Source organism: Candidatus Phytoplasma sp. AldY-WA1 (assembly GCF_020312115.2).
GTDB lineage: Bacteria > Bacillota_I > Bacilli_A > Acholeplasmatales > Acholeplasmataceae > Phytoplasma > Phytoplasma vitis.
This window is the reverse complement of record NZ_JAHRHX020000011.1, coordinates 1-22,678: the sequence shown is the minus strand read 5'-3', so window position 1 is coordinate 22,678 and position 22,678 is coordinate 1. Positions and strand designations below refer to the sequence as shown.

The following is a 22,678-nucleotide window of genomic DNA, read 5'->3' as shown; positions in this document are numbered from 1 at the left end:
AAAAAATAACCAAAATAAGTTATAAAACTGTTAATTAAACCAAAAAGGATATTATTATGAAAAACCAAATTAAAAAATTAAAAAAAATTACCAACTTAAATAAACAATTTGACATTTTTAAAAAAAATATTATACTACTAATGCATAATATAACCAAATAAAAAGTTAAATAAATATACAAAAGATAATAATAAAAAAAGTAATAAAGGAATTCAAAAAAATGGAAATTCAATCATTTATTTTAATAATAAGTTTAATTTGTAATACTATTTCAATATTTTTTCACATAAAAAAATACAATAAAAAAATAAAATTCGAAGATTTAACAAAAGAAGAATTTGAATTAAAATGTGTTGAATTAATATTATCAGGAGACATGAATATGAAAAATGCGGACAAAATAATTAAGTCCGGAATTTTTGACAAAGATAATTTCAAAAGTTAAAATTAAAAATAAATATTATTTTTTATATATTTTAGACTCTCTCTCTCTCTCTCTGCGAGAGTTTTTTTTATCTTACTTTTATAAATTTATCCATATAAATTTATAAAAGTACGACTTATAATATAAAAAACTAAAACTTTTAACATTTATTATTTTTATTTTTTTCAGATTTAATCGATACTTATGTATAAACCATAAAAATAGAATTAAAATAAATATAAGTATAAAACAACGTATGTTATGCGCACTATTTCAAAAAAGTATAAAATGTTTTTTTAATTCATTTTTTAATGACTAATTTATTGTTTTTGATTTCATTTATTTTATAATCTAAAATGGTGAAATTTTATTCTTTTTTATGATAAAAAATAATTCGTCCTACACTATATACAACCCCTTAATGGATCGAAAAGTCTCCAAAAAAAATTGTAAATAAATTCATTTTTAATATCGAAAAGATTAGTTAAAACAAACTAGTCTTTTTTTATTTATAAAAATAAGTTTTTTGACCTTATTTTATTTTTATTATCATATTTAAGATAATTATAATTAATCAATTTAATATGTGATTTGTTATAATATTATAAAAAAAAGACCCTGAAGGGTCTTAATTTTATAATAAAATTATTAATTTTTAATTACTTAATAATAAATTTAGAAATTTTATTTTTTTATTTAATGATATTATTGTAAATTTAAAACAATTTTATTAATTCTTTTTCGAATAGCGGTTGTTTTAGTTGCTAAAGTTACTAATTTTGGAAATAAATCAGAATCCCTTAAAGAATAAAGAATGGGTTCAAGAATTTTATTATTAATTAATTTATAATCTAAAGCTTCTTTTGATAAAAAAGGCATTTTACGATGGTATTGAATAAAACCATCTGGTTTATTACTTTCATTATAAATATCTTTACTGTCTTCTAGTTTTTGATAGTTTAAATGAAGTTCCATTAATTCTTGACCTAAAGGTAATAATTCTTCTTGATTTTTTTTTGTTAAAGGAGGAATAGTTGGTAAATTACTTTTTAAAAAATTTTTTGCTTTTTCTTTATAATCTGTGTGATGAAATAAAGCATATAAAATGGCCATCCATTCTTTTCGATTATAAGGTTCTTTAGGAATTAATTCACTCATAACATAACATTTAGTAACAGAAAGTATAGTTTTATCAGAAATTTTATTAACTACTAAACATTCAAAAAAATCTAAATTATAACTAATACAAAGTGAAATATTTTCTTCTTGATAATATTGATCTTGTTTACAAACGCTACCAATTATTAAAGGTTCTAAATATAAATATATTTCTTCGAAAGGTCTTTTCATAGCTGTTGTAATTTTATTTTCATCAAATGAAATAGGTTTATTTTTTAAACAGTTATTTTTTAATTTGGCATTCCATTTAATAACATCGGAATTATCAATTATTTTTTTTTCTAGACGACATTTTTCATAAAAATCAATAAATTTTTTAATTTTTGATTTTAATATATTCAAATCTTTGTCATAAACAATTTTAATGCGATCACTTTTTAAGCCATCTTTTCTTGTTTCAAAATAAAAACCTTTTTCATTTTTATTTTTGGTTTTTATATCTTTTGCAGTTAAAGCTTGCCATGTTTGAGGTTCTATTTCTGGTTTATTAAACCACATACCATTATCATCTAATTTAATTTCTTCAAAAAAATCTTTGTTTTTAAAATTGTTTTTTAAATGTTCATATTTTTGTTTAATATTTTTTAAATCATCAGGAACTTCGTGATAATAAGTTTTTGATTCTTCTTTTTGATTATCTATATCTTTAAAACACAATAATAAAACTACTCCTTGTGTGTTACCTTTTTGAGTTTCAGTTTCGAAAATATTGGCACCTTCTTTTTCAGGGAAAGATACTCTTATTCCTTTAGCTCCTTTTAAATTTACAAGATAAATTTTTTGACATTCTTCAGTTAAACTACGACGAAATCCTTCTACACTTTCAGTTAAAAAAGAATTAGGTAAAACCATCGCTATCCAACCTCTGTCAATATGGTCTAAGCTCCAACGAACGAATCGACGATAAATATTATATAAACTTTGTATATTCTTTTTTTCATTTTTTTGAACAAAAGTTTTTTTTATCTCATCATCAACCCAATATTCTTGTTTATCATAATCTAAATTTGGATAATCTTTTTTTCTATACGATATTTTTGTTTTTCCTTCGTCCTTTTGTTGGCTTACCTTCCAAGGAGGATTACTTATAATAATAGTAAATCTTTTATTTCCTTTGTGTTGTTTTGCTATAAAATTTGGGCTTTTACTTTCGTTTTTTAAAGTATCGCCCCAATGAATATTTTTCGGTGGTTCATCTTTTTTAGCTGCGATAGTTATTTGGAAAACACTAATCATAAAAGCAAGAAAATGAATTTCACGAATATGAAGATGATCTTTATAAAATCTGTCAATTATTCCTGTTTCTTTTAATATGTTTTTAATAAAATAAGCTATAAAAGGAGCTGTGCCACAAGCAGGATCAATCACGTCATAAGGTTCATTTTGAAGGTTTTGAGGGTTTAATTTAGGCTCTAATTTAAGTAAAAGATCCCATAAAAACTCTACTACCCATACAGGAGTATACCACATGCCGTTTTCTGAAGTTAATTCAGGATCAGTTTCTTTTAAAAGATCATTATAAATTTGATTAAAAATATGTAATTTATCATCAATATTTTTATATTCTAAATTTAAAGTTTTATTAAAAAACTTAATCGTTGGTTTTGCTGTTTCTTTAATTTGTTCATAAACACCTGATTTTTCTAAAAGGATATCTAATTTGTTAAATAAAGAACATTCTACTTCATAAATTTTTTTTAAAATAGGATAAAATAAAACATATTGTGATAAAATATATGCAGTTTGATTATCTTCTAATTGTTTTTCATCAATTTTTAAAATAGTGCCAAACATTTCTTTTATTTCGGCCAAAATACCATTTTTGCTGTCTTGTTGAATAATATCTTTAATAGTTTCTAAAGTCTTTTTAATTTCTAAAACTAAGTTACGCCAAGAAAAACCATTGTATTTAACTACTTCAGAAATCAAATATTTGTATACAAAATCAATATTTGCTTGGTCTTGTTTTTTTATTTCATTGGATTCTTTTTCTTTTGTATTCAGAGAAGGTAGATCATTAGCTTGTGATGATGAGCTTTTAATTATTTTTTCAATTTTATCTTTTTGTTCTTCTGGTGTAGCATTACGAGAACGAATATCACTAAGCCAAATATATTTTAAAGTCTTTAAAAAATCATAATTTTTTTCAAAAGAAATATTTCTCATAAAAGAACTGTCATCATTATTTTCAAATAAAATAATTTTTGCTTTTTTATTAGGATTATGAGGATCTTTTCTTAAAATACGTCCTATAGCTTGAATAATTTCTAAAGTAGAATTTTTAGGATCAAAAAAAACAACAGTATTACAACCAGGAATATCTACCCCTTCAGTTAAACAACGACAATTCCATAATACAAATGATTTTTCATGAATTAATTTATATAATTTCTCTTTTCTTTCATAAGGCATCATTGATCCTGTAATATAATCAGTTTTGATAATGACATTTGTATCACTTTTAAATCGATTTTTTAAATTATTTATAATGTTTTCCATAATTGAAGATACTTTTTGAGCTCGATTTTTTCTAATGCTATTTACAAAAGCGATAACAGAATTTTTTTGATCTGAATTATTTTCAATAGTTTTAATAATACCTACTATTTTAGAGATACTTCTTAATCTTGCTTGTTTTAAAAATTTTTCTTTACGATATAAATATTCTTCTTCTGTTTCTTTTTGATTTTTTTTAGGTAAACTCTTGTCAATGTTAATCAATTCATTCATTGTATTTTTATCTTCATCTTTTAAAGTTCTATCAATTTCTTCAATTTCTTTAAATTCATCGATATCTGGTAATCTAGAAATATTAATGTCATAATCGCATAAAATATTTTTTTCGATAGCAGTTCCTAAATCTAAAGAATAAAAGATCTCTCCGAAAATGTCTTTATTACTCATATCAATGAATTCATCTTTATTTTTTTTGTTGCTCGACAAAATTTTAACAGTAGCAGTCATAAACAAAGCTTTTTTGGTTTTTATATTTTCGTGTAAATTTTGAAATAAATTTTTTTCTTTTTTATTTATTTTGGATTCATAAGTCATATGATGAGCTTCATCACAAATAATTAAATCAGCTTCAGGTAAAAATCCTTTTTTTTGACTATCTGCCAATCTATCATGAGATTGATAAGTACAAAAAAACATAATATATTTATATTTTTTTTTAATATCTGAATTAAGGGGATTATCTAAAAAATTGCTAAAATCCATTATATCAGTTGTAAAAAGATCTTCTTGTTCGGCTTTTTTAATAATTTTGTCCTCTTGACTACAAATAGGAATAATTAAAATATCAGAATCATTAAAATAAAGAGCGCTTTGTTCTAATAAATTAATCCAAGGAACAAAATAAAAAACAATACCTCCGTCTGGTAATAATGATTTCATAATATGTTTAGAAACAAAAGTTTTCCCAGTACCACAAGCCATTTCTAATAATCCACGATTATTATTTTTATAATGTTCCATTGCTTCTATGACAGCTTCTTTTTGATAATCACGTATTTTGTGATTATTTAAATTAGATAATTCATCATTAATAACAACATTATTAAAAATACTTACGTTTTTTTCTTTTAATTTTTTTTCAGCTTCATCCGTTAAAGAACCTGTACCAAAATTAAGAAAAATACCACCATTGTATTGTGGTTTATCTAAAATTTCTAAAAAAGTACATAAAGAAGGCGTATTAATGTCTGTGTTTTTGTTTTTAACTTGAATGGCTATTTTTTTCGAACCCAAATCAGCTTCAAAATCAATTCCTTTTGCTCCTGTTTTAGCTTGTTTAATGTTTGTTAAAGATCTTAGTAAAGGATTTTGTTGCAACCATTTTAAAAAATTATTTTCGCCACTAAAACCTTTTATATTATTAGAATTTTTTAATTTTTTCATATATTTATGTTCCTTTTAATAGCGTATCGCACTGTTATAATTTTTTGTAAATAAATTCATTTTTAATACCGAAAAGACTAGTTAAAATAAACTAGTCTTTTTTTAGTATAATTTTTAAAAATATGCATAGTTCAAAAAAATTTACATTTTTTTATAACACTACGCAACAACCAACCACGTCAAGTCAAGAAAACCAATCGAGTATATAATAATAATAACATAAAAAGAAATTATTTGTTGTTATTTATGTTTGAAATTGGTTTTTTTTAATGTCTTAACATGTTAAATTGTTTTTTTGTGGTGAGAATTAATGACTGTTTTTTTGAAAAAAACAGTCATTAAAGTTTGTGTTGATTATTCTTCGATGTTGTCTGAGTATGTTGTATAAAATTCTCTGATTAAATCGTCATTATCGTTAACTAAATTTCTAGCTTTGTAAATAAGATTAGCAATGTCCGCATGTTTATCACGAATTATAGCTAATTTATCTTCAATTTCTTTTTTTTAATTCAGAATTTTTAGTTATAATTTCAATTCCGTTTAAGTTCGCATCATAATAAAGAAGATCGAAATGAGAACATAATTATTCTAAAATAGCATACATTCCGTATATATCGCTATTTAATTCAAAGTCATCACCAAAGACATAAGAATAACTTGATAATACTCCACACTGTTATAATTTTTTGTAAATAAATTCATTTTTAATACCGAAAAGAATAGTTAAAAAAAAATAGTCTTTTTTTAGTGAAAAAAAATTTTAAAAAAAAATATGCATAGCTCAAAAAAAATTTACATTTTTTTATAACACTACGACTATTAATTAATTATTAATTAATAACTAATTGTAATTATAGACAAAAAACAATTTTTACATTCAGTTTTTTTTGTTTATAAGATATCGAATTAATTTTTATAATGATAAAATAATCTTTTTTATAAAAAAAATATCTTACTTATAATAATTTTTAATTATTATAATTTAAAGTTATTTATTTATATTTTGGCTTGATAGTAAAAAGATATATTAATAATAATAAAAATAATTCAAAATAACATGATTCAATTTTGAATAAACGATGCCTAAAATTACTAATTTGAAAACCTCTTTTTACTAAAAAAAGACTAATTTGTTTTAACTAGTCTTTTTTTAGTAAAAATGAATTTATTTACAAAAATTTATAACAGTCTTTTTATTGCATCCCATATATTAAACATTTTTCTTTTATTATTTAAAGAAAAAATTTTCATTATAATTTTTTTTATTATTTTTTATCATCAAGAATAAATAAAAATAAAAAAAGGAAATTATATATGGCCAAATATATTAAAAATTATTTAGAAATAGAAAATGAAATTAATCAATTATTTGAAATTTATTCAAAAGAAAATTACAAAAATAATTTCATTCGTGAAAAAATATTTTTATTATTTTATGAATATGTAATTTTAAATATTATTTATAAAATCAAATATTATCCTAGAATTTTAGAAAGAAAAGATTTAGTAAATGAAGGGACTTTGGTTATTGATAGTGTATTAATTAATTATATTCATAGAGAATATAAATGTGATTTTGTTACTTTCGCTAAAGGAAAAATTAAACAAGAAATTGATAAATTAATTCGTTTAAGTCATTCTCCTTCAATTCCTATAAGAATTTATAACGATAATAAGAAAAATAGAAAATTAAATAAAAATGTTGAAATTTTATCATCGCAATATATCGAAAAAGAGATTATTACGAAAAATTATTATAATCCTTATTTTCCTAAAATTTTAGATCCTCATCAAATATATATAAAAAAACTTAATCACGAAATATTGTTAAATAAAATGAAAAAAATATTAAATTCATTTGAATATCAAGTTTTGGTATATAGTTATGGAATTCCAAAAGAAAGTGATGATTATCAGTATGTTTTAGATGATATGGAAATATCATCAAAATTAAATATAACAAAAAAACAAATTTATAAATATAGAGAAAAAGCCATTTCCAAAATTAAATTTAATAAATAAAAATATATCAATTTTAATTTCAAATTTAATAAATTTTTTTTATTAAATTAAATTTGATTTTTATAATTAAAAAATAAATATTATGACCTGAGCATGTCTTAAAACTGCTTATATTTATTTCAATCAATTAAAAAATAATTGTAAGAAATAAAATTATTTTTTAATTTTTTTTAAATAATTAATTAAAAAGGAGATAAAAAAATGGAACAAAGAGAAAATCAAGAAAAAGAAAACAGATTTAAAAGCATAAGTATATTTGGGCAACAATTAAATTCAATTTTAATGCAAATTATTGTTGTTGTTTTGGTATTTCATATTTATAAAGAATGGGATGCAGAAAAAATTAAAAAATTTAATATTTCTCTTTTATTTTTTCTAAAAAACTTTATGGCTTTTCATTTCCAAATAATTTTATTAAATAAATTTTGGAATCGTTTAAATTTTGCTGAAAAAAATAATGTAATTGCTCCATCAGATATTAGTTTATTACATGATAGAGTCAAAAATAAAGTATTGACAGATGAACAATATCAAGATAAATTATTAAATGATTTAGAAAAGGATTATCAAAAAATATTCAAAGAAGATACTAATAAACTTATTTCTGAGTTTATTTCGCAAACAATTTTAAATCAGTTAAATAATAATAATGAATCTAATATCAAAGATTCGATTGAAAATAAAGATAATAACGAAGATTCTAATAATAATGAATCTAATATCAAAGATTTGATTGAAAATAAAGATAATAACGAAGATTCTAATAATAATGAATCCGATGAATAATTTTTTTTAAATAAAAAAATATTTTGAATTTTGAAAAAAATTTGAAATCAATATTGAAAGAAACTAATAAATTTAGTTTCTTTATTTTTTTATATTTTATTTTTACAAATTTTATTATTAATTTTAATATTAAAATTTATAGTTAATAAATTTATTTATATATTAATTTTATAAATCAAAAGAAAAGGTTTTATATTAATGAAAATAAATCAAAATAAAATAAATACAAATAAATTAAAAATTTTTATTGTATTTATAATTTTAACAATTACATTTTCAGTAATAGCGATTTCTATTTATTTTAATCAAAAAAGAAAAGAAGAAATTCAATTAGAAAGTAATTTTCCTATTTTCAAGGTAGAACTTTTAGGAGGTAATAACCAAAATAAACATCTTATACCGATTTCAATTCCTAATTTAAATAAAGATAAATATGAACATTTAATAAATATTGAACATAGTGTTATTTTAAATTCTCAAAATATTGAAATTAAAGAACCTTTGTTTTTGAAAATTGAAATATTTTTCGATACTCAAAATACCTTTCAAAATCCAGAAAAATATTTTAATTATCAAATTATTACGACGAAAGATAAAGAAAAAGATAAAATTTATTCTTCCAATGATAAACCTCAGTATTCAGCAATGCATCCGAATGAAACACAAACTATCAAAATTAACACTCAAATTCAACAAAAAGATATTATTTTGGAAAAAAATCCAAAACTTTTTTTAGTTTATGATTATGAATTAGTAGATAAACAAGGGAAAACAATTAATGGTGGTTCAAATATTGTTTCGAATAAAACGTCTAATATTGTTAATAACTAATTTGAAATTTTTTCTGATAATTAAAATGATATTTTTATTTTTTCAAAACAACAAAATTTTCAGAATTGCTAAAAATTAAAAAAGAAGGTTTGGTTTATATGTTCGAAAAGCAAGATATTAATAATAATAAAACACAAAAACAATATTTTTTATTTTTTTATGTTTTATTATTTATTTTGTTTTTGATTTCTTTTTTGTTAATTATTTATGTTTGTATTCACCATCAGGCTATTACTACGAATGAAAATAAAATTGAAAAAATCAATAAAAATATTTTAAATTTAGAAAAATCAAATACTTCTATGAGTAGTAATTTTAAAAAACTCGAACAAAAAATTAAAGAAAAACAAGATAATAAAGAAAAATTAATTACCGAAAGTGAATTATCACAAAATAATATTAATAATAAAAATATTTTATTTGAAAGTGAGAATTTTAAAGTTCAAGATTATAAAAAATTTCCGAATTTACAACAATTATCAGGTTTGAATGAAGCTAAATCTGTAGCTAAGGGGTTTATTAATTTTTTTCAAAATAAAAAAGCTTACGAAGATAGAGGGAAAGTAGTTGTTCCCACAGGTTTAATGATGTATGGTACTCCAGGATGTGGTAAAACTATTTTTGCTTCTTCAATAGCAAGAGAAACAGAGTTGCCTTTTATTGAAGTATCTTGTTCTATTTTTGCTCAAGAATTTGTAGGTAGAGCTCCTAAAATGGTAGCTGAATTATTTGATTTAGCTAGAGAAGTGGCTACCAAAAATGGCAAAGGAGTTATTATTTTTTTAGATGAATGTGAAAATATTTTTTTAAATATTGATAGTTTAAAACCTGGTTCTGAAATTGCCAATGTTGTTAATGAATTTAAAATTCAATTGGCACCACGAGAAGAAGAACGTCTAGAACAACCTATTTTTGTCATTGGAGCTACTAACCATCTTGATGGCATAGAACCAGCTATTTTATCACGTTTTACTCATCGTATCGAATTGAAACCAGAAAATGAGGAAGAACGTCAAATGCAATTGAATGATATTTTGAAACGTAATCAATTTCCTATCACTCAAGAAGCTAAAACATATTTATTAGAGGTAATTAATAAAGCATTAGATCATTTGCCACCACAATATGAAAAAACAATGAATGGTCTTTTAGTCGAAATCCCTCCACAAAATAATTACAAAAAAGCTTATCGTGTTTTAGAAAGTTTTATTAAAGAAGCAAGTTTAAAATCTATTGATCGTGAAATTATCGCCACAAAAGAACAAAAAGAATGTTCTAATCCAAAACACAAAGAATATTTTAAGAATAATATAATTTTTTCTGAAAATAATCAAAAAAAAGAAAAAACCGATTCTATTATTTTAGAAAATTGTTGCGAATGCAAAGCGATTAATATTAAAGATTTACAAAAAGCTTATCAAATAATAATTGATAATACTGGCAAATCTTTAGAAAAAGTAATATCTAAATAAAAATATAGAGATTAAACTTATAAAAATATAATGTTAAATATTAAGAATAAGAAATTTATAAATATTAATTTATTATTATAAAAATAAATAAAAAGGAGAATTAACTGATGTTATCACCTTTTAATTTTATGAATATTTTCGGAAATTTAAAAATGTATTTAACATTTTTTATAGTCGGAATAATTATTTTTTTTATTATTTCCTTAATTAATAAATTTCGCGGACAAAAATCTTCGATGAAAGAAAATTTAATTTATCTTTTGATTATAATAGGTACTTTATTTTTAATTTGGTTTTTTTTCTTCAAAAAAGAATCTATAACAAAAAATTATGATAAATTAATTAACAAAGTTAATCAAGGTATAAATAAATATGATAATATTTGTAATAAATATCAAGGTTTAGCTTCTAATTGGGAAAAAGAACTCCAAGAAGCCGAAATAGAACTTAAAAGACTTTATGAACTTCAAGAAATTAATGAAAAAGATAAAGAAAAAATTCAATCCATTATAACTCAAAATGAAGAAAATATTTCAAATATTAAAACACAATTAATTAATATTCATGGAGAAATTTCTATTGAAAAAGGTAAATTAAGAGATCTGGAGAAAGAAAAAGAAAAAATAGAAAAAGAAATTAAAGAAAAAGAAAAACAATTACTAATAGAAACCAATGAACAAAAAAAAGAAAAACTATATCAAGAAATTAATATTTTCAGAGAAAAACATATAAAAATAGTAGAAGAAATAACAGATACTAAAATAAAAATTAAAAAATTAGAAACAACAGAAATGTCTTTAATTAAACAGTTAAAAATAGTAGAAGATTTTAAACAAAATCTAATTAAATCTATGAATGGATTAAATATAGAACTTAAAAAATTAGCATCTTATATTGTTACAGTAGAAGATAAAAAGAAAGAAATACAAAATAATATTAACGAAACAAAAACTAAATTAGAGCAAATAAAAACAGAACAAGCGGCTTATAAAACTATTAAATATATTTTATTAACATTGAGACAAAATGCTGAAAATTGGGAAAAAGCTAATGAATTTTCATGGGGAAATATAACAAGAACTTTTTTTAAACCTTTCGATCGAATAACTGATTTACTTAATTTTAAAAATAATTTTAATATATTATTTGATGGAAGATTAAATTTTCAAAAAGATTCTTCTTCACAAATAAATACATCATCAATAATTTTGCCAAAAGACCATCCTATATATATAATGGTAGAAAATTTAATTCAAAAAACAGGTGAAGAACCTAAAATGATAAGCACAGAAATATTAAAAATTTATATCGAAGACATTAATAAAGAATTAATGAAATTAGATACAGAATATAAAATATATGAAGATAAATATAAAAATTATAAATTACAAAATGATAACAATACAATTATTAAAGAAATTCGTGAATTCAAAATAAAAACAATGAAAGAAAATGATGAAATAATGGGTGATTATAGCAAATGGATAGGAGAATATGAGATAATAACAAAAGAATTAAATAAGAAACAAGATGAACTTATAGAAAAAGAAAATTATTTTAATAAGATAGATAATTTAGAAAAACAAAAAGATAAAATTGAAGAAAATATTGAAAATAAAGAAATAGAATATACAGAATTACAACAACAAAATCCTAATTATGCTAAAATTCAACAAATAATTATTGATAAAAAAAATAAAAAAATTGGTATACAATCTCCTTTATTCGAAAAAATAAGAATAGATAATTAATTTAAAAGTATCAAAATAATATTGTTAATATTAATAATTATTTCTAAAAATATATAAAGGATATAAACAAATGTTTCTTAATAAAACTAAATTTTTTTTTATAATTTTATTATATTTAATTATTATAATTTGTGTTCAATCTATTTTGGCATGGAGTTATTTTCATATTCGTTTTGGTGAAAATATTTCGGAATCAAAAATTAATTCATCTCAATACCAAATTAAATTAACGAATATTGATGAACTAATAGCAGAATGGATGAAAAATGAACCTAATATGAAAATATATAATATAAATGTTCAAAATTTAGAAAGTATAAAAATTTTTTTACAAAATTATAGATATATAAATACTCAATTTGAAAATCATATACCTGGTTATAATGGTTTTGGTAAAATCAATTTAAATTTGATATCTTTAAAAAACCCTCCTGAAGGATTATTAGGAATTTATATTTTTCCTAGAGAAAATCCTTTTAAAATGAAATATTCTGAGCAACAATATTCGAATACTTTACAAGAATTATTAGAAAACAACACAACAATCAAAGAAATTTATTGTTTTTGGGACGTCAAAGAAATAAATTTAAAACAAGATGTTCAAATTGTCCATATTGTTCAACGTAATGTTGCTGAAGATCAAATCGATAAATTTATAAATAAATATTTAGATTCGAAAGGAATTTCCAGAGAAAATAGATATATTCAAAAAGGATGTTATAATATGTCTAAGCAAACAGGAATTAGTATTCCTTTACCCAAAGGAAAATTTAATAACGAAGATGTAGTTAATATTTATTTTGATGACGGAGAACGTTTTATGTGGAAGGATACAGGAGATATACAAACTCTTTTGAATATGCCTAATGGAGCTAAAAATATTTATATTTTCAGTTTATATAATTCAAATTATAAACCTCTACCTTTATATAGACCAATTTATCATGATAATTAATTTTGATTAATCTTGAATAAAATTCAAAAGTTAAAAAAATTATTTACTTCATTTATCAATTCATATTATGTTTTAATAATATACTTTATAAAAGTTATCAAATTATTTTTTTAAAATTTTTAAATTTTAAATATTGAAGAGGTGATTTATAATTTAATTTAGCTAATAACCAATGTTTATTATAATAAAAAATAAAATTTTTTATTTTTTGTTTTAATGTCGAAAAATTTTCTTGATATAAAGAAGATGTATTTGTTTTTAAATATCCTTTTAAGGTTCCAAAGTAAGATTCTATCATTGCATTATCATTCGGAACAGCTTTTCTCGAAAAACTAATAAGAAAACCTTTCTTTTTTAAATAATTTTTAAATTTAATGTTTTGATAAATAGTTCCTTGATCTGAATGCATAATACAAGGATCTTTTAATTTCGGCAATTTTTGAAAAGTTTTTTTTACTAATTCTAAATTAGGATGTCGACTCATTTCATATGCTAAAATTTGATTATTAAAACCATCCATTATAACTGATAACCAAAATTTTCCGTATTTAGTTGTAAAACAAGTTAAATCAGTATATATTTTTTGTAAGGGTTTTTCTGATTTAAAATTAAAATTAATTAAATTATAATTTTGTTCTTGTTTTTTATAAAAATTTTTTTTATGATAAGGTTTTCTATATGTCATTAACCACTTATTTATACGCATGATTTGCAAAACTTTTTTGTTGTTAACTATTTCTTTGTAAGTTTGAAAATAAAGAATCGTAATTTTACGGTAACCAAAAGAATATTGATTTTTTTTACATAATTTACCTATTCTTTTTGTAATTTTATTATAATCAGCTTCTTTTTTTTCTTTTTGTGTTTTTGTTTTTTTCCAATAATAATAAGAATTTTTATTAATATTTAATAATTTTAAAATATCTTGAATTTTAAGATATTTTTTATAGAATTTAATTAAAATAAAAATAAATTCTCTAAAATTAGGTTTTTGATAATTAATTACTAGCTGTAATAATTCAATTTCTTTTTGTTGAATTGTTTCTTTTTTTTGAATTTTTGATTTGTTCATATTGAATATTTTCCTATTTTCAAATACACTTTTATAAAAAAAGAAAAAATTATAAAAATAATTTAATGTTTTTAAAATGTTTTTATATAATAAATAAGAATAAATTATTAATTTAAAAATTTATTCTTAATATTTTTTATTAATAATTTAAAATATATTAAATTTTTTTAGGTATTTTATTATTTTTGTTTGCATATATATAGTGAAGAAAAATATTTTACTTTTATATAATTTATTATATTTTATTTTTAGTTTATAAAATTCAAAAAAATATATTTTTACGCTTCAATAAATAAGATATATTAAAATTATTTTTAATTTATATTTTTTTAATTATTTGGATGCAGTTCGTATAAAATGTAAAAAATAATTTTTTAATGTATAATTATTTATGTATTAGAAAAAATAAAATTTCGAAAATGTGAAAAGAAGAGTTACTTTCCTCTACCTGATATATCAAATTTTAATTTGTTTTTGGGTAATCAAGCACATGATAATAATAATTAATCAAACGATATCTTTTGAATAAAAATTTATCTTGGTATTTATTATAATTATATTTGATAGCAAGAGAGTACTTTTTATAAGTATTTTTTTTTTTTTATAAAATTTATTTTTTTAAAAAAGGAGTTATTTCATATTAAATACAATAAAACTAACAAAAAAGATATAAAACTTAATATTTTATATAACGAAAGAATACCTCAAGGAGAATATTTCGTAATTGATGAAAATGGTGATGCATTAGGTGTTTTAGAAAAAGATAAAATATTTAAAATATCTGAAGAAAAAAATATAGATGTAGTAATGATTAATCCTAATTCTGATCCTAAAGTTGTTCGTTTGATGAATTATTCACAATTCCGTTATAAGCATCAAAAAAAATTAAAAGAAATCAAAAAAAAACAATCTATAGTAATTGTTAAAGAGATTCGTATGAGTCCAACTATTGATGATAATGATTTAAATATTAAAATCAAAAAAGCTTATAATTTTTTAAAACAAGGTGATAAAGTTAAGATTATTATGCGTTTTAAAGGAAGAATGATAACACAAAGTAATTTTTTAGGTAAAAGTATTTTTGATAAAATTGTATCTAATTTAAAAGATGTAGGCAGTTGCGATATAGTTCCGAAAATGGTTTCTAATCAGATGTTTACTTTTTTATCACCTAAAAAAATTAAATAAACAATTATTGATTATAATATTTCTTATAGAATAAGAAGGGTATCAAAAAGCGATTATGATAAAGAAAAAAAGTCACAAAGGTTTAAAAAAAAGAATTAAAATTACTGGTACTGGTAAATTTTTAAGAAGATATGCTTATAAAAATCATTTAGCTGGTTCGAAAACAACAAAACAAAATAGACAGTTAAGAGGTGTTACAAAAGTAGATATTTCTGATGTAAGAAGAATTAAATATCTTATTTAATTCTCTAAATTAAATTAAAAAGGCAAATATAAAGATGGTTAAAGTAAATTTCGTTACGGCAAGACATAAAAGACGTAAAAAAATATTAAAATTAGCAAAAGGTTATTTCGGTTCCAAAAGTGTTCTTTATAAAACAGCTCATGAACAGGTTATGCGTTCTTTGCAATATGCTTATAGAGACAGAAGACAAAAAAAGAGAAATTTAAGGAAATTATGGATAACAAGAATTAGTGCAGGCTGTTTAAATAATGATATTCGTTATTCTCAATTTATGCATGGACTTTTATTATCTAAAATAGAAATCAATCGTAAAATGTTAGCTGATATGGTTCATAATGAACCTCAAATGTTTTCGAATTATGTTGATTTATCTAAAAAAGCTTTAGAAAATAAAAAAAATATTAAAAAAATAGAATTGCACAAACAAGAAGAATTAAAAAAAATAGAATTGAACAAACAAGAAGAAAAAAATAAACAAGAAGAATTAAAAAAAATAGAATTGAACAAACAAGAAGAAAAAAATAAACAAGAAGAATTAAAAAAAATAGAATTACGCAAACAAGAAGAAAAAAATAAACAAGAAGAATTAAAAAAAATAGAATTGCACAAACAAGAAGAAAAAAATAAACAAGAAGAATTAAAAAAAATAGAATTGCACAAACAAGAAGAAAAAAATAAACAAGAAGAATTAAAAAAAATAGAATTGAACAAACAAGAAGAATTGAAAGAAACTAAATCTGAAAATGAAAAAAATATCAATCAAGAAAAACAAGAAAAAGAATTAGATTTGAATAGTAAATTATTACCTGAATTAAGAACATTAGCAAAAAAATACAAAATTCAAAATGTTTCTAAATTAAAAAAAGTAGATTTAATTAATCTGTTAGAAGAAAAAAATAAACAAGAGTAATTGAAAGAAACTAAATCTGAAAATGAAAAAAATATAAATCAAAAAAACAAAAAAGAATTAGATTTGAATAGTAAATTATTACCTGAATTAAGAACATTAGCAAAAAAAATACAAAATTAAAAATGTTTCTAAATTAAAAAAGTAGATTTAATTAATCTATTGTAAAATATAATTAATAAAAAAAATTTTAAGGAGCATAAATATAACGAATGATAAAAGAAGAAGTTCAAAAAAAAGAAATTTTTTCAAATTTAGCAAAAAGTGTATTTTTTTTAATAATTGCTATTGCGTTTTGGTTACATAAGAATTTTATAATTACAGTTAGTAACCATAAAATTCATATTGATAAAATTTTGTTAAGTATTTTAATCAGTTTTATAAATTATTTATTAGTTTTTCGTAGTTTCAAAAAAAACAAAGGTTTTATTAAGTTTTTATTTTTAATTGAATCTGTTATATTTATTTTAGTTTCTTTAGGACTTATGTTTCATTTTCTTATAGAACAAGAATCTTTAAAAAAACTTTCAGAATTGCATTTTTTATTTTATTATATTTTAATAATTCATAGTATTATTGAATTATATATTGGTTTTAAATTAAGTGATAAAAAAGATATCTTCGCTTCTTTAAAATTTGTCATATATATAACAATATTAAGTACAAGTTTTTTTCTTATGGGTTGGGGATTCGATATACAAAAGTATATTATGAATACATTATCTATTGTATTTGCATTAGTTTTTTTATATTATTTATATTTAACATCGAAAAAAATTAGTATGTTTAATAATAATAAAGAAAAAAGTATTATTAAAACAGAAGAATAATTTAAAATTTTAAAAAGGAAATTCAGTTTATAATGTCTGATTTATTAAAAAACTTAAAAGATTTAACTATGTTAAATGGTATATCTGGCCAAGAAAAAAAAGTTAACAATTATATTAAAGAAAATATTCAAGGAATAGTTGACAAAATTGAAAATGATAATTTAGGAACTTTAATTGCTTATAAAGGTACTAAAGGACCTAAAATTATGTTAGCTGGTCATGTAGATGAAATCGGTTTAATGGTGACTGAAATAACTAAAGAAGGATTTGTTAAATTTCAACCTATAGGGGGTTGGTTAACTAGTGTTATGTTAGCTCAAAAATGGGATATTAACACTGATAAAGGGGTTGTAAAAGCAATCACTGGTGCAAGACCTCCTCATGTATTATCTTATGCAGACAGATGTAAAAATCCTGATATGAAAAATTTATTTTTAGATCTTGGTGTTTATAATAAAGAAGAAGTAGAACGTTTAGGCGTTAAAATTGGAGATATGGTTACTCCTCACGGTGATTTCGAAGTTTTAGCTAATGAAGATTTTATAGTTGCTAAAGCTCTTGACAATCGTGTAGGCGCTTTAGTAGTTATGAAAGTAATTGAAGCTTTAAAAAATAATCCTAACCAATGCGTAGGTGCTTTCACGGTTCAAGAAGAAGTAGGTTTAAGAGGAGCTCAAACGAGTACAAATAAAATTAAACCTGTTATAGCTGTTGCTGTTGATACTGGCATTGCCGATGATGTTCCAGGCGATGTTAATACTAGTGCTCAAGTTTTAGGGAAAGGTCCGCAAATTAGTTGTTATGATGGAGGTTTAATTCCTCACAAAGCTTTAAGAGAATTAATCATCAAAATAGCTCGTGATAATAATATTCCTTTTCAAGAGCCTAAACCGACAGGTGGGGAAACTGATGGTTCAGCAATACACTTAAGAAACGAAGGTGCTGCTACTATTGTTATTGGTGTTCCGACTCGTTATCTTCATTCTCATACTTCTGTTGTTAATAAAAAAGATATCCAAAGCACAATTCAACTTTTAGTTTTATTAGTTCAACAATTAGACGATAAAAAAGTTCAAGAAATTTTATTTAATTAATAATAATTTCAATTAATAAAAATAGAATATAATTATTAAAAAAGATTTATTTTATTTTTATAACTATTTTTTAAACAAATCAAAGAGGTTTTATTTTTATGAAAAGAACATATCAACCTAGTAAAATAAAAAGAATTAGGACGCATGGTTTCAGAACTAGAATGTCTACTTCTGAAGGACGTCGTGTACTTTCTAACAGAAGAAGAAAAGGTCGTATTAAATTAACTGTTTAATAATTCGAATATTTTAAAAGATTATATTCATTTTTGTAATTTTTAAATTAATACAAAATTAATAAAATTTTTAAAGAACGTAATAAATTATAGTTCATTATATTTTCGAAATAGTAAATTTATTTTTTGTATATTTTTATTAGATTATAAACTATAATAATACGTTTTTTTATTTTTATTTATTCGAAATTTTTAAAAATACAATTAAATTTAAATATTTTCTTTTTAAAATAAGTTTTGATAAAATTTAAGGAATTATATATATAAATTTTTAGATATGAAAAAAAAATTTATTTTAAAAAAAAAAAAAGAAATAGATTTGATTTTTAAATTTAAAAAAAATGTAAAAAATTATTTTTTTATATTATATTACATTAAAAATGAAAATTTAGAAAATTTTAAATTTGCTTTAAGTATTAACAAAAAATATGGGAAAGCATATGAAAGAAATTTAATAAAAAGACGTTTAAGAATGATTATCCATAATAATATGCATTTGATAGATAAACATATGTCTTTTGTTCTTGTTATTAAATTTACAGCCAAAGAGTTAAATTTTTATAATTTAGAAAAAAAATTTTTAATTTTATTAAAAAAGTCCTCTTTGAATTAATACAAAGCAAGGTAGTTGATTGTGAATAATATTCAAAATAAAAAAATGAAATTATTTCAAAATTTTTTTATTGTTTTAATTTTATCTTTAATTTTACTTTATGTTATAAGAAGTTTCGGTCCTAAACAAATTGATTATAAAAAATTACAAGATAAAGATATTAAAATTATTTTTAATAAAAGTAAATGTGAATCTATTACAGAATTCAAAGAAAAAATAAAATCAGATAACAACCTAGATTGTGTTTTTAAAGATAAATATATTAGTATATTTTTTTTTGATTTCGATAAAAAATCTAAAAATATTATTTTAGAAAAATTGGAACAAACACCTTCGAAAAATTTAGAAGAAGTAATAAAAAGAGTAAAATACGAAATTGAACAAGAATTAGAAAAAAAAGATGTTTTTTATTTTACAGAAAATTTGTCATCTAAAGAAGAAAAATCTCAAATTCAAGATTTTTTAACTATTAAAACAGGAACGAATTTGAATTATTTTCGTAAAAAATATGAAAATTTAAATAATTCAAAATCAAAATTAAAAATTGGAAAAATAGAAGATGATAAAATTAAAATTAAAGAAAATTATTCAGTAAAAATTTCTAAAGATAAAGAAACTATTGAAGAAGAAAATTCTTATTATAATGACATAATTAAAACAAAAATAAATAAAGATAATAAAGATATAAATTCTTTTGATTTAGAATATAGCTCAGAAGATGGCAAAAAATGTGTAAAAATTTATGTAGATGATACAGGTAATTTACCTATCCAATGGCCTAATAAAATAGAATGGTACTTTTTTTTAGGTTGGGGTTATATCTGGAATGTTTTAGTTGTTTTTGTTGGTTATTTTTTATATTTTTTATCGTTTATGTTTATTGGAGAAGGATGGTTTTTTGGAAATTTAGGATTAGGTATTGTTTTAACAACTTTATTAATAAGAACTTTATCATGGCCTATTTATACAAAATCTAGTACTTTCAGTATGAATATGAGTTTAGCTCAACCAGAAATTAATAAAATACAAGAAAAATACGCTTTAAAAAAAGATAAAGAATCTATGCAGAAAATGCAGATGGAAATTTTGAAAGTATATCAAAAACATAATTTTAGCATTTTTAGTATTTTTATATCTTTTTTACAAATGCCTATTTTGATAGCAATGTTTCGTACTTTAAATCGTTTTCGTAATCCTGGTGGTATTTTCCCTGTTATTGAAAGTAAAACTTTATTTTTAGGATGTATAAATTTAGGTCAAGAAACCAATAATAATATTTGGTTAAATGTGGCGAAAATTGTTTTATCTTTAATAGTCGGAATTAGTATGTATGTTTTAAATAAAATTAATTTACAAAAACCTTCTTATTTAAAAAAAAATGTTCAAATTTTAAACAATGAACAAAAAATGAAACAAAAAAATCAAGAAATGACTATGAAAATAGTTAATTATGTCATGATTATTTTTATGGTTATAAATGCTTTTAATGATTCAGCTTTATCTTTATATTGGATAACTGGAAATCTTTATACTATTTTACAAATAAAAATAAATCGTAAAAAGATGGAAAAAAAATATAATATATTAAAAAATAAAAGTTTTTGATAAAATTTTAATTTTTTGATAATAATTTATTTAATTTAAGCAAATTTCGAATATTTTGAAATTGAATATAAGAATAAAAATCAAATTGTTTTCAAAAATATTTTGAAATAAAACAGTTTGATTTTTATTTTTTTAGATTTTTTTATAATAAATTAAGTTTAAAAAATGAAAGGTTTTTATTATATAACTATTTATTATTATGATTAATGCAAAGAAGAAAATAAAAATTTTTGGTTTATATCCTATTATATTTTTAATATTATTTTTTATTCTTATTTGTAATATTTATTATATTCAATCTTTTCCTGATGAAGAAAGACAAGCTATAACTGAACAATTATGGAATTCTTTTTTAACTTCTTTGTTTTTTATAATGATATTTGGAATTGGTTTGAATTTTATCGGTAACAAAATCCCTTTTTTTAATAAATTAGGTTTAGGTTTTTTACTTTGTATTTTGATTCCTTCTTTTTTAGTATATAAAAAGATTATATGTAAAGAAATACATGACAAATTAAAGTTTTTTATTTTTAAAAAAGAAGGAATTAATTTTGCTAAAATTTTTATTGTTGTTGTTGTAACAGGCAGTATTCTAAATATAGAACGTAATTTATTAAAAAGAGTGATTATAAAATTCATCCCTTTATCTTTGTTAACTATTTTAATTTCTTTTCTTACGACAGGGTTTTTAGGTTATCTATTAAGTTATAAACCTGATAGTTCGATAACAAAATCTCGTGGTCCTTTTATAGATTCTATTTTGTTTATTTCTATTCCTTTGACTAATGGAGGAACTAATTTAGGTATTAATAGTTTAGCAGAACACCCTTATAAAGAATGTGTTGGTATAGAAAAAAATAAACTTAAAAGTATTTTTTTAGCTCCTCTTATTTTAGCTAGATGTTTAAGTATTTTTTTAGCTGGTTCACTATATTTAGTTTTTAATAAAACTAAATATAGTGGTAAAGGTAATTTAGAAAAACAAAAAAAAAATAATATAGTAAAGAATATTTCTAAAGATGTTTTAGATTATAAAAATATTGGTATTGGGTTATTAATTATTTTAGGAATGTATTCTTTATGTAATATGATTAACCAAATATTATCTTTTAAAGATAAAACATTTGGTTTAGATACTATGGTATATATTATTTTTGTATCTTTAATAATAAAAGTGTTTAATTTTATTCCTGATGAATATCAAAAATATGTAGTACAAACTGGAAAATTTATGAGCATTAATTTTACAGCCCCAGCGTTAGTCGCTTTAGGTTTAGATACTGATTTTCAGATTTTATTATCAGGTATAACCAATTATCGCATTATATTTATGGTTTTCGTTTCTTTAATAACTGCTATTACCGTTTCATTTTATTTAGCTTTATTATTTAATTTTAATCCTTTAGAATCTTCTTTAATATTAGGAATTTCTTCTCATAGTATTGGAAGTACTGGAAATGTCGGAGTTATGTCTATTAGTAATAGAATGTATTTATTACCTTTTGCAATAATAATTACTAGAATTACAGGAATTTTTATTTTTATTTTTTCTTCTTTTTATTTTACATAAAA

Annotated in this window: 18 protein-coding genes; 16 read left to right on the top strand and 2 right to left on the bottom strand. The window is 20.8% G+C overall.

The window, feature by feature from the left end:
• Positions 1-220: 220 nt before the first annotated feature.
• Positions 221-445, top strand: coding sequence for a hypothetical protein (locus tag KTO59_RS01745; protein ID WP_284928331.1), 225 nt, complete (start codon positions 221-223; stop codon positions 443-445).
• 684 nt (positions 446-1,129) lie between these two features.
• Here KTO59_RS01745 and KTO59_RS01740 read toward each other — a convergent pair.
• Positions 1,130-5,503: a type ISP restriction/modification enzyme gene (locus tag KTO59_RS01740; RefSeq protein WP_284928330.1), complete on the bottom strand. Its 4,374-nt coding sequence runs from the start codon at positions 5,501-5,503 to the stop codon at positions 1,130-1,132.
• A 1,314-nt stretch (positions 5,504-6,817) separates the two neighbouring features.
• Here KTO59_RS01740 and KTO59_RS01735 point away from each other — a divergent pair.
• The 6 genes from KTO59_RS01735 to KTO59_RS01710 all read left to right on the top strand — a co-directional run bounded on the left by KTO59_RS01735 (position 6,818) and on the right by KTO59_RS01710 (position 13,320).
• A complete protein-coding gene (locus tag KTO59_RS01735; protein ID WP_284928329.1) occupies positions 6,818-7,525 on the top strand; it encodes a hypothetical protein in 708 nt (235 codons plus the stop codon).
• Positions 7,526-7,726: 201 nt separating this feature from the next.
• The gene (locus KTO59_RS01730; protein ID WP_284928327.1) at positions 7,727-8,311 is read left to right on the top strand and encodes a hypothetical protein; all 585 of its coding nucleotides are present in this window, start codon (positions 7,727-7,729) and stop codon (positions 8,309-8,311) included.
• A gap of 198 nt (positions 8,312-8,509) precedes the next feature.
• Positions 8,510-9,142: a hypothetical protein gene (locus KTO59_RS01725; RefSeq protein WP_284928326.1), complete on the top strand. Its 633-nt coding sequence runs from the start codon at positions 8,510-8,512 to the stop codon at positions 9,140-9,142.
• Positions 9,143-9,240: 98 nt separating this feature from the next.
• A complete protein-coding gene (locus KTO59_RS01720) occupies positions 9,241-10,614 on the top strand; it encodes an AAA family ATPase (protein WP_284928325.1) in 1,374 nt (457 codons plus the stop codon).
• A gap of 107 nt (positions 10,615-10,721) precedes the next feature.
• Positions 10,722-12,365, top strand: a complete 1,644-nt coding sequence (locus KTO59_RS01715; protein WP_284928324.1) for a hypothetical protein — start codon at positions 10,722-10,724, stop codon at positions 12,363-12,365.
• 70 nt (positions 12,366-12,435) lie between these two features.
• Entirely contained in the window at positions 12,436-13,320 is an 885-nt protein-coding gene (locus KTO59_RS01710) for a hypothetical protein (RefSeq protein ID WP_284928323.1), read from the top strand.
• Positions 13,321-13,417: 97 nt separating this feature from the next.
• On the opposite strand, the gene KTO59_RS01705 is transcribed toward KTO59_RS01710, so the two are convergent.
• Complete coding sequence (locus tag KTO59_RS01705; protein WP_284928322.1) at positions 13,418-14,392, bottom strand: IS3 family transposase; 975 nt, start codon at positions 14,390-14,392, stop codon at positions 13,418-13,420.
• A gap of 603 nt (positions 14,393-14,995) precedes the next feature.
• Here KTO59_RS01705 and infC point away from each other — a divergent pair.
• The 9 genes from infC (at position 14,996) to KTO59_RS01660 (ending at position 22,676) form a co-directional block, all read left to right on the top strand.
• Positions 14,996-15,580 (top strand): translation initiation factor IF-3, encoded by a 585-nt coding sequence (gene infC / locus KTO59_RS01700; RefSeq protein WP_320412673.1) that lies wholly within the window; start codon positions 14,996-14,998, stop codon positions 15,578-15,580.
• A 55-nt stretch (positions 15,581-15,635) separates the two neighbouring features.
• Positions 15,636-15,824 carry a 50S ribosomal protein L35 gene (gene rpmI, locus KTO59_RS01695; protein WP_225695944.1) on the top strand — a complete coding sequence of 63 codons (189 nt, stop codon included), beginning with the start codon at positions 15,636-15,638 and terminating at the stop codon, positions 15,822-15,824.
• A gap of 34 nt (positions 15,825-15,858) precedes the next feature.
• On the top strand, positions 15,859-16,734 hold the full coding sequence (gene rplT / locus KTO59_RS01690) for a 50S ribosomal protein L20 (RefSeq protein WP_284928321.1): 876 nt from the start codon (positions 15,859-15,861) through the stop codon (positions 16,732-16,734).
• Between the two features lie 209 nt (positions 16,735-16,943).
• A complete protein-coding gene (locus KTO59_RS01685; RefSeq protein ID WP_284928319.1) occupies positions 16,944-17,561 on the top strand; it encodes a hypothetical protein in 618 nt (205 codons plus the stop codon).
• A gap of 32 nt (positions 17,562-17,593) precedes the next feature.
• Positions 17,594-18,655: a M42 family metallopeptidase gene (locus tag KTO59_RS01680; RefSeq protein ID WP_284928318.1), complete on the top strand. Its 1,062-nt coding sequence runs from the start codon at positions 17,594-17,596 to the stop codon at positions 18,653-18,655.
• A 98-nt stretch (positions 18,656-18,753) separates the two neighbouring features.
• Complete coding sequence (gene rpmH / locus KTO59_RS01675) at positions 18,754-18,888, top strand: 50S ribosomal protein L34 (protein ID WP_225696307.1); 135 nt, start codon at positions 18,754-18,756, stop codon at positions 18,886-18,888.
• Between the two features lie 277 nt (positions 18,889-19,165).
• Positions 19,166-19,501, top strand: a complete 336-nt coding sequence (rnpA, locus tag KTO59_RS01670; protein ID WP_225696306.1) for a ribonuclease P protein component — start codon at positions 19,166-19,168, stop codon at positions 19,499-19,501.
• A 21-nt stretch (positions 19,502-19,522) separates the two neighbouring features.
• Positions 19,523-21,106 carry a YidC/Oxa1 family membrane protein insertase gene (locus tag KTO59_RS01665; protein ID WP_284928317.1) on the top strand — a complete coding sequence of 528 codons (1,584 nt, stop codon included), beginning with the start codon at positions 19,523-19,525 and terminating at the stop codon, positions 21,104-21,106.
• A 199-nt stretch (positions 21,107-21,305) separates the two neighbouring features.
• Complete coding sequence (locus KTO59_RS01660) at positions 21,306-22,676, top strand: 2-hydroxycarboxylate transporter family protein (RefSeq protein WP_284928316.1); 1,371 nt, start codon at positions 21,306-21,308, stop codon at positions 22,674-22,676.
• Positions 22,677-22,678 lie beyond the last annotated feature (2 nt).